13 protein-coding genes are annotated in these 14201 nt (G+C 56.7%); 5 read left to right on the top strand and 8 right to left on the bottom strand.

Translation table 11 applies throughout. The features are described 5' to 3' along the window. Nucleotides 1-46 precede the first annotated feature (46 nt). Nucleotides 47-991: a hypothetical protein gene (locus QE435_RS07125; protein WP_349040758.1), complete on the top strand. Its 945-nt coding sequence runs from the start codon at nucleotides 47-49 to the stop codon at nucleotides 989-991. An 89-nt stretch (nucleotides 992-1080) separates the two neighbouring features. On the opposite strand, the gene QE435_RS07120 is transcribed toward QE435_RS07125, so the two are convergent. From QE435_RS07120 to QE435_RS07100, 5 genes are all read right to left on the bottom strand, one after another. Beyond that, nucleotides 1081-3246: a glycoside hydrolase gene (locus QE435_RS07120; RefSeq protein ID WP_349040757.1), complete on the bottom strand. Its 2166-nt coding sequence runs from the start codon at nucleotides 3244-3246 to the stop codon at nucleotides 1081-1083. Continuing rightward, nucleotides 3246-4247, bottom strand: a complete 1002-nt coding sequence (locus tag QE435_RS07115) for a glycosyltransferase (RefSeq protein WP_349040756.1) — start codon at nucleotides 4245-4247, stop codon at nucleotides 3246-3248. Before QE435_RS07115 ends, QE435_RS07120 begins: the two co-directional genes overlap by 1 nt. A gap of 155 nt (nucleotides 4248-4402) precedes the next feature. Continuing rightward, nucleotides 4403-4684 carry a hypothetical protein gene (locus QE435_RS07110; RefSeq protein WP_349040755.1) on the bottom strand — a complete coding sequence of 94 codons (282 nt, stop codon included), beginning with the start codon at nucleotides 4682-4684 and terminating at the stop codon, nucleotides 4403-4405. A 164-nt stretch (nucleotides 4685-4848) separates the two neighbouring features. Continuing rightward, a complete protein-coding gene (locus tag QE435_RS07105) occupies nucleotides 4849-5541 on the bottom strand; it encodes an SDR family NAD(P)-dependent oxidoreductase (RefSeq protein WP_349041151.1) in 693 nt (230 codons plus the stop codon). Between the two features lie 14 nt (nucleotides 5542-5555). Further along, a complete protein-coding gene (locus QE435_RS07100) occupies nucleotides 5556-7106 on the bottom strand; it encodes a cryptochrome/photolyase family protein (RefSeq protein WP_349040754.1) in 1551 nt (516 codons plus the stop codon). A 353-nt stretch (nucleotides 7107-7459) separates the two neighbouring features. Here QE435_RS07100 and QE435_RS07095 point away from each other — a divergent pair, with 353 nt between their 5' ends. Beyond that, a complete protein-coding gene (locus tag QE435_RS07095; RefSeq protein WP_349040753.1) occupies nucleotides 7460-7774 on the top strand; it encodes a BA14K family protein in 315 nt (104 codons plus the stop codon). 66 nt (nucleotides 7775-7840) lie between these two features. Here QE435_RS07095 and QE435_RS07090 read toward each other — a convergent pair whose 3' ends face one another. Then, nucleotides 7841-8470 carry an outer membrane beta-barrel protein gene (locus QE435_RS07090; protein WP_349040752.1) on the bottom strand — a complete coding sequence of 210 codons (630 nt, stop codon included), beginning with the start codon at nucleotides 8468-8470 and terminating at the stop codon, nucleotides 7841-7843. Nucleotides 8471-8776: 306 nt separating this feature from the next. Here QE435_RS07090 and QE435_RS07085 point away from each other — a divergent pair, with 306 nt between their 5' ends. Then, the gene (locus QE435_RS07085) at nucleotides 8777-8974 is read left to right on the top strand and encodes a hypothetical protein (protein ID WP_306928251.1); all 198 of its coding nucleotides are present in this window, start codon (nucleotides 8777-8779) and stop codon (nucleotides 8972-8974) included. A gap of 61 nt (nucleotides 8975-9035) precedes the next feature. Here the strand turns inward: QE435_RS07085 and QE435_RS07080 are convergent, their stop codons facing one another. Further along, nucleotides 9036-10223 (bottom strand): Gfo/Idh/MocA family oxidoreductase, encoded by a 1188-nt coding sequence (locus QE435_RS07080; RefSeq protein ID WP_309770170.1) that lies wholly within the window; start codon nucleotides 10221-10223, stop codon nucleotides 9036-9038. A 26-nt stretch (nucleotides 10224-10249) separates the two neighbouring features. Continuing rightward, nucleotides 10250-11302: a sugar phosphate isomerase/epimerase gene (locus QE435_RS07075; protein ID WP_306928255.1), complete on the bottom strand. Its 1053-nt coding sequence runs from the start codon at nucleotides 11300-11302 to the stop codon at nucleotides 10250-10252. A gap of 280 nt (nucleotides 11303-11582) precedes the next feature. Between QE435_RS07075 and QE435_RS07070 the strand changes: the two genes are divergently transcribed. Next, a complete protein-coding gene (locus QE435_RS07070) occupies nucleotides 11583-12275 on the top strand; it encodes a superoxide dismutase (protein ID WP_349040751.1) in 693 nt (230 codons plus the stop codon). Between the two features lie 307 nt (nucleotides 12276-12582). Next, nucleotides 12583-14181 (top strand): ABC transporter substrate-binding protein, encoded by a 1599-nt coding sequence (locus QE435_RS07065; RefSeq protein ID WP_309770168.1) that lies wholly within the window; start codon nucleotides 12583-12585, stop codon nucleotides 14179-14181. Nucleotides 14182-14201: the final 20 nt, after the last annotated feature.

Raw genomic sequence — 14201 nt, 5'->3', positions numbered from 1 at the left:
GTTCCGGTCCCGCTCCAAACCGAAGACGAAAGCGCTCGAAGCGCACATGTCTGAGATCTTGTTTACGCATCCAAATTACACACCCGAGAACGGCAGCCTTGTATCGGTGGACGAAACCGGTGCGTTGAAAACCATCTTGACCATCATACCGCTCACCTATCGCATCGGCGAGGAGACCGTGATTGCGAGGCTGACCTGCGGCTTCGCAACGACGCCGGATGCCAATCCGCGAGCCGCCGCGGCGGTGTTTTTAAGCACCCGGCCGAAATCCGATAACATCCTCTTTACCGACAGCGGCGCCCCGATCGGCATTGCCCATTTCAAGGCGATTGGAGGGATAGAACTCCAAGTGCAGGCTCTTCGGTGGTACAAGATGTTCAGACCGCTGCCTGCGCTTATCAGCTTCCTGAGAATCAAGCTTTTCGACCGCTTTGCGCGTCTCATCAGCCGAGGGCAGCTTCCTGACAATAGTCTTGCGAAAAACGTGACGACAGCGGACGGATACAGTGTTGCAGAAGCCACCCCTGCGGTCTTTGCCGAATACGCAACCCGTTATCTGGCACGTTATGTGGTCGCGCCGGTTTATGACGAGGCCTACGTCACCTGGGCTGTCAACGCCTCCGCCGGAGATGACGGACGCGGAAAACTGATGCTGGCACAGGTCAGGGATAAGAACGGCAATGTCGTTGGCGTTTTCTCAGTCGTGGGCGAAATGGGCGGTTCGGCGCATATCCTTGATCTTCTGTACGAAGACAACGCTCAAGGTGCCGTCGTCGATGCGGCGCTGCTTGCCCTGGAACGATCCGGCTTCACCTATGCCTGCTCTCAGGCCCGCCCCGAGATAATCCGCTCGCTCTCCCGCTATAGCCGCATCTGGTATCGCTACTTCACCGGGATATCCGCAACTCCCGCTCCGCCGCGTTCAAGGAGGCGATGGAGAGCGGCCGGGCCTATTACGGCGGACTGGGTGGAGAAGGCTGGACACGTCTGACGCGCGACTTTTACTAGGTTGAGACCCCACTCTGCGCGACGATATGAGCCTAAAGCGCAAGGAGCGAATCTCAAAGATCGTGACGCGTTTTATTCGGTCCGCTCGACCAGGAAGTAGGTCGTGGGACCGCCGGGCGTGTCGTTCGACAAACGCACGATTTTACCACTCTTGGCGGTCGCGACCGGTGCACGGACACGGCCATCCAGACCCACAGGAGAAATCTTGAAGGTGCCGGGTGCCTCAAAGCGGAGACCGACTTCCATGCGCCTGATGAGAACCGGCAGATGGCCAAAATCTTCGATGACGCGCTGATCCGCGTCGCGAAAGCGCATTCCGGAATTGCGGGCATCCGACGCCAGGATCAAAAGCTGCCGCTTGCTCTCTTTCAACGGCGCTCCGTCCAGCGACGACAGCGATAGCAATCCTCGTCCATCCGCTTGCTTCACGCTGAAAGCGCCTAGCTCGACGCCGTCCCCGACCTTATCGAAAGCAAGCGCCTCGGTCATCGGCGTTTTCAAGGCCAGGGCCTCGGCTCCGGCGTCCAGTTGCAGTTCCCCGGTCTGGCTCACCACCTTACCACTATCCAGATCGGCCGGCGCGGACGGATCGATGTGACCGTCAGCTTTCAGCTTTGCCACAATCGCCATAGCGGTCTCACCCTCACGCTGCGGCGCAACCGCAACCACATCAGGCTTCGCATCGGTCACAGATTGGAGGCCAATGGCCCCGATGAGGCCGAGGCGTGTGAGAAGCTCGGGCTCCATGTCGCTGACACCTTGCGGCAGACCCTTTTGCCCGTCGACGAGGAAAGGGATGTCGAGCGACGTGCTCTTGGCATCGCCGCGGCGAAAGACGAGCGCAGCCAGCGTTTCGCCCGCTCGCGCCACCGGATCGAGTGCGATCGTGTAGGGCAGAATCTGCTTCTTGAACCGGAAATCCTCACCATAGGCCAAAACAATCGGACCGTGCCCGTGTCGGCACAGAACATCCCAACCCTGCAGGGCAGCAAAAGCGGGTGCCGCAAGACCTGCCTCATACCGATAGGGGTTCCAGAAGAGATGGTCATATTCCGTGATAATAAATGGCCGACCCAGCCACCGTGCAGCACCCACGGTTCTCAAGTAGCGCAGCCCGTCTTCCAGCGAGCTTTTCCCCTCAATGCTGGTGCCCGGTTCATAGGAGCCAACCCAGTCATGATAGATGTTCATCGCCACCGCATCCTGGATGCTGCGGGTTATGCCGGTCTGGATCGTTGGCCAGTTATTGTAAGGCAAGACGATACCGCGGAAGCCAAGATCGCGAAGCGCCTTGGTCATGCGCCGGGTGGCGTTCTGCTCTACGTCAATGAAGAAGGATTGCAGGTCGCGCATCCGTTCGCTGCGCTCATTACGGTTGGTCGGCAGAGCAACAGAACGATCCTCAAGACTGCCTTCCTTCGTCCACCAACCCCATTTCTGCTTTAACGCATCGTCACTGCCATATTTCTTCAAGAGCCAGTCATTGAAGAGCGGTTGAAGCTGCTTCTGAAAGACGCTGCCCCGCACGCCCTCTTGCACGATGGAATCAAATTCCAGGCCGTTTTCGTTGAAGGGCACGATGGCAACAAGTGCCGGATCGCGAATGGGGGCGATGCCGGTATAGGGATTGACCTTGCCGAGGAAGGCCTGCTGAAACTTCAGCCAGTGATTGAAGCCTGCATCCGTAATCTGCGCATCGACCTTGAGGTCGCCATTGAGATCCCATCGGTCCTCATAGCCGCCATAGGCCCCACGCGTTGAACTCAGACCGTCCATGATCCAGTAGATGCCGTTTCGCTTCAGTGCCGCCATGAGGTAATGGACGCGATCCAGCACCTGCGGATCGAAGTCGAAATCCTTGGTGCGATCCGCCATCAACGCGGCATCGACATAATGGAAACGGGCGATATTGTAGCCGTGCCTCTTCAGCTGCAGGGCATAGCGGTCGGCAGCATCATGATCCGGAAACCCGCCAGACGCCGGGCTCAACGCAAGAGACGCACACAGGAAGCGCTGCGGCTCGGCGGCATCGTTTGCCATTGCAAGCTTGCCGGCAGGATTGATAACGATCCGCGTATTCTCGTCGATCTTTGTCTCTGGAAAAAGGCCGGAAAAATCAAGCGGGCTTCCCGCCTGAACTTCAAGCGACCTTTCTCTGACGGGAAGCCACTCTTCGGCGTAGGCTGGCCGGATCAATGCACACGAAACGACCAGTAACCGTAGAAGGGCTTTTTTCATCAGGACTTCAACAACCTGCTTTCAATCCAACTACCGGGATCTTTCCGTCGCGATATGAGGCCGAACGGAAGTGCCGCCGCATGAAAGCACCAGGCCACAATGGCGTAAAGGCCAAGCTCCAGACTTTTTTTCCTGATCGACATTGCCACGATTGGCAGCGCGAGCAAGGCAACAAAAGCAATCAGCCAGATAGGATGGAAAATGCTGCCGATCAGGCAGAAAAGCAGAATTGCCCACCAGGCATAGACGGCAAGCCAAAGCTTGATCTCTGGATTTTCTTGAATGATCTGTTTGAACCGCCCTTGCTGCCAGCCGGCGCGCAACAGCTCTCCAGTGCCGAGCAGATATTTCGACGACCAGCGCCGTGTCAGCAGCACATAGGAGTTGATGTTATGACCGAAGTGATCGACATAGCGCCGGTCCAGTCGGTAAAGCGTCCAGCCGCGCAGCCGAAGACGTTGAGCAAGATCGAACTCCTCGAACGCATGGAGATTGCGGTCGGAGAAATATCCCGCCTCCTCGATCGCCGCGCGACGGTAAACGCCGCCGCCGTTCAGACGATCGCGAACGCCATGCTTGACCTCCGATGCAATGCGCTGCACGCGGCGGGTAAATTCCAGATTATCGAGATTGACCTCGTTGATATCGCCGCTGACACCAGCAACGCGGGGATGCTTATCAAGATAATCGAAGGCCTCGGGCAAGAATGTCGGATCGAGCAGCATGTCGCCGTCCATCAAGGCGACGAATTCCCCCTTGCTGTATTGAAATCCAAGCTGGGGACCGACACCGCAACTGGCTTTGGCGGGTGCCTGAATCTGTGCGATGATGACAGGGTATCGAGAAGCGATCTCGATTGTTCGATCCTTCGAACCACTGTCGGCAACAATGATTTCGCTTTCGATATCAGGCACGGCCTTCAACGCATCGATCGCGCTTTCGATGGCCGCACCGATCCGGTTTTCTTCGTTGAGCGTCTTCAGAATGACCGATAATTTCACAGCCGCATCCGTTATATGTCAGTCTACCTAGGCAAGAATACAGATTTGAGCGCGAGGCTGCATGCGGATTTTCTTATATGCTTAACGCCACACCAAAGATTTATGCGGTTGTTGCGAGTCTGGCAAGGATTGGGTTTGCAGCACTGTGAAGCCGGTCAGTGGAGCATCCGGCTTCCGGACGCCTTCTCCGTGTAAAGCTGCAAAAGCGTCATGGATTGCCTTAGTATAAGCTCAAGGGGCCTGAAGTTGTTCGAAGAGCTGTCGCCGCTTTCGCCTTCTATCATCGCCGCCATAGCGCGAAAATTCTCCGCCAGCCGCACGTCGCCCTCCTCCGCTGCATGTTCCGCAGCATCGAAAAGGGCTTCACTGACGGTATTCATCATGGCATACCGCTCGCCAGCATTCATCTCCGGCAAGCTTTTCGGTGCTGATTGCATGGATATCTCTCCGCGCGCGCCTTCAACCTCGCATCCACTTCGCAGATGCATGAGCAATGCGCTTTGTTTGATCGGAATTATTGAACCAGAGATAGGGTTACAGGACGGGCGAAGCAAGTCATGACAGAAATGACCCCCATGCATGGCCTTGAACGTCCTATGCTTCACCACTCGATACTCGAGCCGTCATAGGCATGGAAGTTGCCACTCTGCTCCGGCTGAAGTCTATCCAGAACGGAAAGCATTCTGGTCGCGCTCTCGGCCGGTCGAAACCGATCACGACCGTTGCTATAGTCATCGCTAAGGGAGGTTGCCACGGTCCCGGGATGCATTGCCGCCAAGACGGACTGCGGGTGCGTACGGCTGATCTCGATGGAGGCGGTTCGGATGATCTGGTTCAAGGCTGCCTTGGAGGCACGGTAGGATATCCACCCACCAAGATGATTGTCACCGATCGAACCGACCCTTGCTGACAGAAACGCCATAAGCCCGCGTTCTCGCCTCGGCAGTCTCGCAGAGACATGTTTCATCACCCGCGCAGGGCCAAGAGCGTTCAGCGCAAACTGCTTCATCATCGCATCGGGAGAAAGCTGCTTCAGCGCTTTTTCCGGTCCAGTACCGTCAATGGTCAGCGCACCGGTGGCACAGAAGATCAGATGAAACTCGCCGTCCAGTCGCCCGATCGTGTCCTGAACGCTCCTCTCATCGGTGATGTCCAAGCCATCGGTGGAACGTGAAAGGCCGATCACCTCTGAGCACCTCTCGTCCGCCTCCAGCAGTTCTGCGACCGCCGAACCAATCCCGCCGCTTGAGCCGATGACCAGCGATCGATATCCCTCGGCAAGTGAACTCATCATCATCAGGAGAACTCCTACACAGGCTCCGCATCATCGAGCTTTTTAAGAAACCTGCGCGCAGCACCTTTATAAGCATTGCGCTGCTCCTCCTTCATCCGACCCCAAGTGGCGTAGGGCTGAGCAAGACGTCGGTTGCCGTCGAGCTTCTTCCTGTTCCGGTCGAGGAAATCCCAGTAGAGTGAATTGAAGGGACAGGCGCCCTCCTCCGTCTTCTTGCGCACGTCATATTGGCAATTTTCGCAATAATCCGACATGCGCGAGATATAGGCACCGCTTGCGGCATAAGGCTTGGACCCAAGCAGTCCACCATCGGCGAACTGGCTCATGCCGATAACGTTCGGCATCTCTACCCACTCAAAGGCGTCGGCATAGACTTCGAGATACCATTCATGCACCGCGTGAGGGTGGAGGCCAGCAAGAAGCGCAAAGTTGCCGGTAATCATCAAACGCTGAATGTGATGGGCGTAGGCGTGATCGATGGTTTCACCAATGACCGTCGAGAGGCAATTCATTTCCGTCTTCCCGTCCCAGAAAAAGGAAGGAAGCGGCCGCGACGCCTTGAAGAAGTTGCGCTCCGCATAGTCCGGCATAAAGTGCCAGTAGATTCCCCGCATATATTCCCGCCAGCCGATAATCTGGCGGATGAAACCCTCGACCGCATTGATCGGCGCGTCGCCTTCGAGATAGGCGCGCTCCGCCCTCCGGCAGATATCGAGCGGATCGAGCAGGCCGAGATTGATGTAAAAAGAAAGAAGCGAGTGATTGAGAAAAGGATCGCTGGAGAGCATGGCGTCCTGCGTCTCGCCGAAGCCCGGTAAGAAGTGCTCAATAAAGGCGTCTGCCGCGCGTTCCGCATCCTTCTGCGTGACCGCAAATGCGAAGCCCTGTGCCTGCCCCATATGCCCGGCAAAACGTTCATCGATCAATTTCATCACGTCGCGAGTCATCTTGTCAGGCGGAAACTGCGGGTGTGAGGGCCGGAAGAGATCGGGCTTTGCCGGCTTCCGGTTCTCGGCATCGAAGTTCCAGCGCCCGCCCACCGGCTTGTCACCGTCCATGAGCAGATCGGTTTTTCGACGCATGTCTCGATAGAAGAACTCCATCCTCAACTCGCGCCGCCCTTCGGCCCAGGTGGAGAACGCCTCCTTCGAACAGAGAAAACGGCTGTCGGCACATATCTCAACGGGAATGCCTAGCGACTTTTCCCACCCCACCATCGCCTGCAAGACGCGAAACTCGCCCGGCTCGGTGACAATGACCCTCTCCGGCCTGATCTCTTTGACGGCGCGCTTCAACTCATCGGTGAAGCTCCCCGTGTTCGCCTTGTCATCCAGCTCTATGTAGCGAACATCAAATCCCCTGCCGCGCAAGTCTTCGGCGAAGTGACGCATGGCCGAAAGAATGAGGATGATCTTTTTGCGGTGATGGCGCACATAGGTCGTCTCTTCCTGCACCTCACACACAAGGACCGCATCCTGGTCCGGATCAAAACCCTCCAGACTCGATATGGAGTGAGACAATTGATCGCCAAGAATGAAGATGAGATTGCGGCAGCGCTGTTTCATCGCAGCAGAACGTTGAGCCGCCGCCTCGCGTTCCAGACAGAAGACGACACGGACTTCATTTCGAGTTTAGCGGCGTGCAACCTCTGCTGTTGTCTGCCCCACTGACATGGGGCGCGAGTTGAAAGCGAAAAAAGTCGCGAATTGCAATTGCTCGGAAACGACAGAACGCTCCGATCCGCCGAAGGAGACGGATCACATCGAGAGGACGATGGAACTCAAGATGCGAATCAGGACTGAAAGTGCCTTCATAATCGATTATCACCGGCACGTTACTTCTAAGACTTCGTTAACAAGGGAACCAAAGCCAGTCTTGCCACGTTGCTTTTTCGAGATACGGAAAAGGAACTTCCAAAATGTCAAGATCAGGAAACGTAAAATCCGTAGTTTTTTTAGCAGCTGCATTCCTGTGCGCTGCAAGCGGCCCATCACTCGCTCTGAGCGTCATCAACCCCGCTTATGTGAGCGAGGCCTCTGCGGAAGAGGGCACGAACGCTTCCGTCTCCGCGTTCAGCAATGGCGGCGCGACCAAAGGCAGCGGCGATCTTCTGCTTTCGGCAGATGAAGTGCAGCACATCCGCTGGTGCGCAACACGCTATCCATCCTACCATGCATCGGACAACACCTTCGCTGACGCCTCTGGTGTACGCACGGAGTGCCGTTCGAAGTAAGGCGGGCTATCTGTCGCCCGCCTTTTGAGTGAAGTTGTTGGCAGGTTTGAACTCTGCCAAAAGACATTAGAAGTGGTAGTTCAGACCGCCCTTGACGACGTTGTCGCTGATGTCCGTCCGCGATGTGGTGCCGCCGGAGAATGTCCGGACATCGTTTGTCGCGACGTAGTTATATTCAACCTTACCTGAAATCTGCTGATTGAACTTGTGTTCGATACCAGCGCCCAGCAGGTAGCCTTCCTTCATGCCATCAGGACCGACGACATTGTCGCCATCGCGAAGGCTCGTGACCGTCAGACCGGCTGTACCATAGATCAGTGTTTCGTCCATCTTGACGCCAGCCTTGGCCTTGGCCGCAACCCGCCAGCGCTCACGAAGATTTCCGTTTGGAACGGAGACGCGGGTATCGCCAAGATGGGTTGCCTCAAGTTCACCACCGACGACTGCGCCGCCGAGATCGTAATTGTAGCCGCCCTGAACGCCGAGCGCCAAGCCCTTGCCGTCACGGAACGGGTTTGCACTTGGCATGGCAGCGCCAATATGGCCACCGGCATAAGCGCCCGTCCAGGACGAGCTTGCTGGCTCGTTATAGGCCGGAGGCGCCTCGTAGGACGAGGTAAGGTCTGCAGCAAAAACCGGGCTTGCAGCCAAAAGTGCCGCAGCGGCAACACCATAAGATCTGAATTTATTGGACATCATCAACTCCATACAAGTCCACGGGCCCCTTAGTGGGAGGCATCATTCCGAAAGCAACCGACGACAGCGCCTGTCTGACTGCTGTTATGGTCAACATAAGCGCGAAGGTATGGCGGAAAAAGAAACTTGGTTAGAATTTGGCTAAAACTTTAACGGCATGGATAACAGGTGGTTAACAGCACATTACGGTTGTCGCGGTGGTTGCCGAGGCATCGGGACTGATCACGGAGACAGGTTGCGGAGTAAGATGGGAACCAATGTATCGGGCTTCTGTTTACCTACCGAACAACAATGAAGGAGGTTACCATGCCAAACCGTGATCCACTGGACGAGTCCACGATCGACAGCCCGCGTGGTCCAACATCCACACCGGGCATTCCGGATCGAGTTCAGGAAAAGCCGCCCGTTCCGCCAGTCCAGGATCCAGGCGATACCAAGAATCCGAACGATCCGACGCTTAATCCCGCACTTCTGCCGATTGGCGATCCAGCGGGCGCAGCTTGAAAGCTACGATAAGAATTCAACAAACCGCCATGCGACATGATCGCATGGCGGTTTTGTCGTGTTAGAGCTTGACCCAGTTGCCGTTGTCCTTTGACGAACGAATGCATGCCTCCACGAAGGCAACACCTTTCACACCGTCATCCACAGTCGGGTAGATGACAGCCTTGTCGAGATCGGAACCGTTGCGGCGCGCGTCGATGGCGTTTGCGGCTTCCGAATAGATCGTCGCGAAGGCTTCGAGGTAACCTTCCGGGTGGCCCGAGGGAATGCGGGTCACCCGGGCTGCCGCTTCACCTGCACCGGCGCCGCCACGGGTGATCAGTTGCTTTGGCTCTCCGAGCTTGGTGAACCACAGATAGTTCGGGTCCGCCTGCGTCCATTCCAGCCCCGCCTTGGTGCCGTAGACGCGTACCTTCAAACCGTTTTCGTGGCCGACGGCGACCTGGCTGCACCACAGAAGACCTTTGGCCGCCTGCTTACCGTCTTTTGCCTTGAAGCGCAGCATGACATGCGCGTTGTCATCCAGGCGCCGCCCTTCGACAAAGGTGTGTACGTCGGCCGCGAGTTCGTCCAGTTCAAGCCCGGAGATGAAGCAGCCGAGGTTGTAAGCGTGCGTGCCGATGTCACCGGTCGAGCCGCCTGCACCCGACTGTGCGGGGTCCGTTCTCCAGACCGCCTGCTTGGCGCCGGTCTGTTCGATCGGCTCGGCCAGCCAGTCCTGCGGATACTCCATCTGCACCAGGCGAATATCGCCAAGCGCGCCACTTTCCACCAGTTCCCGTGCGTGGCGCACCATGGGATAGCCGGTATAATTGTGGGTAAGCACGAACAGCGCATCAGCCTTATCGGCGACCTCTTTCAGCTTCCTGGCGTCTTCGAGGTTGGAGGTCAGCGGTTTGTCGCAAATGACGTGGATGCCGCGCTCCAGAAAGGCTTTGGCCGCGGGATAATGAACATGGTTCGGCGTCACGATGGCGACGGCTTCGATACCATCCTCGCGTGCCGCTTCCTTTTCCGCCATTTCCTCATAGGAACCGTAGCAGCGGTCTTCGTCGAGCCCCAATTCCAGACCGGAGGCCTTGGACTTCTCCGGCGTGGACGACAACGCGCCTGCCACCAGTTCAAAGCGGTTGTCGAGGCGCGCCGCCATGCGGTGAACGCCGCCGATGAAAGCGCCGCTGCCGCCGCCGACCATGCCGAGGCGAATACGCTTGGACGCCTTGTCGGTCGTCTTTCCTTCAATTGCCATAGTTTTCAGTCCTCGCAATCGTTCTATTACAGGCCAAGCATACGCCGGTTGGCTGCGTCATCTGTGCCGCTGGAGGCGAAATCGTCGAAGGCCTTCTCCGTGACGCGGATGATGTGCGCCTTGACGAATTCCGCACCTTCACGCGCGCCGTCTTCGGGATGCTTCAAGGCGCATTCCCATTCGACCACGGCCCAGCCATCGAAATCATTGGCTGCCATCTTGGAGAAGACCGCACCGAAATCCACCTGGCCGTCGCCAAGCGAGCGGAAGCGGCCCGCGCGGTTGACCCAGCCTTGATAGCCGCCATAAACGCCCTGGCGTCCCGTCGGATTGAACTCCGCATCCTTGACGTGGAACATCTTGATGCGGTCTTTGTAGATATCGATGTTGTCGAGATAATCCAGGCACTGCAGCACGTAATGCGATGGATCGTAAAGCATGTTGGCGCGGCTATGGTTCTTCACCCGCTCCAGGAACATTTCGAAGGTAACGCCATCATGCAGATCTTCACCCGGATGAATTTCGTAGCAGACATCGACACCCTGCTCGTCGGCGAAGTCCAGGATCGGCGTCCAGCGTCTTGCAAGTTCGTCGAATGCGGTTTCCACCAGGCCTGCAGGACGCTGCGGCCACGGGTAGATGAAGGGCCAGGCGAGAGCGCCTGAAAATGTCGCATGGGCATCGATGCCGAGATTGCGCGATGCCTTCAAGGCGAGTTTGACCTGCTCCACCGCCCATTCCTGCCGCGCCTTGGGATTGCCGCGCACTTCCGGCGCTGCAAAACCGTCAAAGGCTTCATCATAAGCAGGGTGGACCGCCACAAGCTGACCCTGAAGATGGGTCGAAAGCTCGGTCACTTCGACACCGTTCTGGCGCGCAACGCCCGAAAACTCGTCGCAATAATCCTTGGATTCCGCGGCCTTCTTAAGGTCGATCAACTGGCTCGCCCATGTCGGCACTTGAACACCGACATAGCCTTTTTCAGCGGCCCATTTGGTGATCGCGTCCCAGCTATTGAAGGGTGCGGCATCTCCCGCGAACTGACCCAGAAACAAACCGGGGCCCTTGATCGTCTTCATGTCTGACTTCCTCCTGTATCGATACAGTTGAACGGACCGAGCCTCCGCCGCACAACCGCGGACAAGCTAACCGCTCCAGAATTTCGTGCAACCCTGAATGTCGCATCCGTCGCTAATAATTACGGAGAAGAAACGTCTGCTCGTGCAGCCAGCCCTTGAGTATACTTGACGCGATAACAAGTTCGGGAGCACGCCCCAAACCACATCACCCCGGGAAACCTTTTCCAGTTGCGGCGGTTATCGAAACTCAAACCTTCATCACCAGGAGCTTCGAACCGCCATGATACTAACAAGACGCGCAATCCTTGCTGCCGGCGCCGCCTCCGCTGCGGCAACGGTTCTTTCAACGCCGTCTATCGGCCGTGCCGCAACTCCTTTCGAGCAACCCGCCCTTCCCTTCAAGGAGGACGCACTCGCACCGCATATTTCGGCAAAAACGGTCGGCTTGCATTACGGCAAGCACCACAAAGCCTATTTCGACAAGCTCAATATGCTTTCGAAGGACACGCCCTATGCGGACATGAAGCTGGAAGAGATCGTGACCGCGTCTTACGGAAAGGCGGCAGACAAGAAAATCTTCAACAACGCAGCCCAGGCGTGGAACCACATTTTCTACTGGGACCAGTTCGTACCCGGCGGCCCGAACAGACCAGAGGGAAAAACGGCGGATGAAATCAACGCCGCATTCGGCAATTATGACAAGTTCATCGAAAAAGCCGTCGCGGCATCCGATGAGGTCTTCGGCACGGGCTGGGTATGGCTCACCAGAGACGACGCGAACAAACTTGCGCTGGTCGGCTATGAGGACGGCAACAATCCTGTGGCTGTCGGTCGCCCCGCCTATCTCGGCATCGATATATGGGAACATGCCTATTACGTCGACTACGAGAACCGTAAGCCCGCGCATATCAAGGCCGTGCTGGAAAACCTCGTGAACTGGCGTGTCGTGGGCGACAAAATCTCGGCAGCCTGAGGCACCTCGACAAGTCGAGAACTGAACCGCTAATATCCTCTCCAGCGCCCTGCTTTTCGCGGGGCGTTTTCGCATGTCTTAAGGTAGCTGCGAGAGAAGGATATATCACTTTTAGCCGATCCGACGATCATAACATTCTAATGATATCGCCTAAAATAGTATCAGATCGCGGAAAGTTGAATATTTGATCAAAAATCATATGAATCGTTTCAGTGTTCGCTTGAGTATGTAAAGACTTTCTTATAACGACGATCAATCGGCATTCGCGGGACAAGCGAGCCGTTTACAAAAAATTGGGAGCTCATATATGAGATACAAACTTGGCATCATCGCCGCCGCCCTGCTTTCGGCGACGTGCTTCGCAAACGTAGCCAGTGCGAAAACCTTCGTTTACTGCTCCGAAGGTTCGCCAGAAGGCTTCGATCCTGGCCTCTACACAGCCGGCACCACCTTCGACGCCGCTGCACACACCGTTTACAACCGCCTGCTGGAATTCGAAAAGGGCACCACCAAGCCAATTCCAGGGCTCGCCGAGAGCTGGGAAGTTTCCAAGGATGGCAAGGAGTACACCTTCAAGCTCCGTCCCGGCGTCAAGTTCCAGACCACAGACTTCTTCACACCGACCCGCGACCTGAATGCCGATGACGTTGTTTTCTCCATCGAGCGCCAGATCAAGACCGACAACCCTTGGCACCAGTATGTTCCGGGCACGTCCTGGGAATATGCCGCCGGCATGGGCTTCCCTGAACTGATCAAGTCGGTCGAAAAAGTCGACGACATGACGGTCAAGTTCACGCTGAACCGTCCGGAAGCTCCCTTCCTTGCAAACCTCGCAATGCCTTTCGCTTCGATCGTTTCGAAGGAATACACCGACAAGCTCGCCGCTGAAGGCAAGCAGGCAGAACTGAACCAGAAGCCAGTCGGCACCGGTCCGTTTGCTTTCGTCGGCTACCAGCAGGACGCCGTCATCCGCTACAAGGCCAATAAGGATTATTGGGGCGGCGCACCGAAGATCGACGATCTCGTTTTCGCCATCACCACCGATGCTGCCGTTCGCTACCAGAAGCTGAAGGCTGGCGAATGCCACCTGATGCCTTACCCGAATGCCGCTGACGTGCAGTCGATGAAGGCCGACCCGAACCTCAAGGTCATGGAGCAGGAAGGCCTCAACGTTGCCTACCTCGCCTACAACACCACCCAGGCTCCATTCGACAAGGTCGAAGTGCGCAAGGCGCTGAACAAGGCCATCAACAAAAAGGCTATTGTCGACGCTGTCTTCCAGGGCATGGCAACACCTGCCAAGAACCCGCTGCCGCCGACCATGTGGTCCTATAACGACAAGATCGAAGACGATACCTACGATCTCGACGCTGCAAAGAAGATGCTCGCAGACGCTGGCGTGAAGGACCTTTCCATGAAGGTCTGGGCAATGCCTGTTTCGCGTCCATACATGCTGAACGCCCGCCGCGCTGCTGAAATCATTCAGGATGATTTCGCCAAGATCGGTGTGAAGGTCGAAATCGTTTCTTACGAATGGGCCGAATATCTCGACCGCTCCAAGGCCAAGGATCGTGACGGCGCCGTCATGCTCGGCTGGACCGGTGACAATGGCGATCCGGACAACTTCCTTGACACACTGCTCGGCTGCGAAGCTGTTGGCGGCAACAACCGTGCACAGTGGTGCAACAAGGAGTTCAACGATCTGGTGAAGAAGGCCAAGGTTACGACCGATCAGGCTGAGCGCACCAAGCTCTATGAAGAAGCTCAGGTTGTCTTCAAGAAGGAAGCACCTTGGGCCACGCTCGACCACTCCCTGTCCATCGTTCCGATGCGCAAGGAAGTAACGGGCTTCGTCCAGAGCCCGCTGGGTGACTTCACGTTCGAAAACGTCGACATCACCGAGTAATCGCTGCACCCAAACAGACT

This window comes from Agrobacterium sp. SORGH_AS 787 (assembly GCF_030819035.1).
GTDB classification, from domain to species: Bacteria; Pseudomonadota; Alphaproteobacteria; order Rhizobiales; family Rhizobiaceae; genus Agrobacterium; species Agrobacterium larrymoorei_B.
This window is presented reverse-complemented; position numbering and strand designations above follow the sequence as displayed.

Coding starts and splice junctions, on each gene's coding strand:
- QE435_RS07125 (WP_349040758.1), top strand. CDS start 47: ATGTCTGAGATCTTGTTTACGCATCCAAATTACACACCCGAGAACGGC.
- QE435_RS07120 (WP_349040757.1), bottom strand. CDS start 3,246: ATGAAAAAAGCCCTTCTACGGTTACTGGTCGTTTCGTGTGCATTGATC.
- QE435_RS07110 (WP_349040755.1), bottom strand. CDS start 4,684: ATGCAATCAGCACCGAAAAGCTTGCCGGAGATGAATGCTGGCGAGCGG.
- QE435_RS07105 (WP_349041151.1), bottom strand. CDS start 5,541: ATGATGAGTTCACTTGCCGAGGGATATCGATCGCTGGTCATCGGCTCA.
- QE435_RS07100 (WP_349040754.1), bottom strand. CDS start 7,106: ATGAAACAGCGCTGCCGCAATCTCATCTTCATTCTTGGCGATCAATTG.
- QE435_RS07095 (WP_349040753.1), top strand. CDS start 7,460: ATGTCAAGATCAGGAAACGTAAAATCCGTAGTTTTTTTAGCAGCTGCA.
- QE435_RS07090 (WP_349040752.1), bottom strand. CDS start 8,470: ATGTCCAATAAATTCAGATCTTATGGTGTTGCCGCTGCGGCACTTTTG.
- QE435_RS07085 (WP_306928251.1), top strand. CDS start 8,777: ATGCCAAACCGTGATCCACTGGACGAGTCCACGATCGACAGCCCGCGT.
- QE435_RS07080 (WP_309770170.1), bottom strand. CDS start 10,223: ATGGCAATTGAAGGAAAGACGACCGACAAGGCGTCCAAGCGTATTCGC.
- QE435_RS07075 (WP_306928255.1), bottom strand. CDS start 11,302: ATGAAGACGATCAAGGGCCCCGGTTTGTTTCTGGGTCAGTTCGCGGGA.
- QE435_RS07070 (WP_349040751.1), top strand. CDS start 11,583: ATGATACTAACAAGACGCGCAATCCTTGCTGCCGGCGCCGCCTCCGCT.
- QE435_RS07065 (WP_309770168.1), top strand. CDS start 12,583: ATGAGATACAAACTTGGCATCATCGCCGCCGCCCTGCTTTCGGCGACG.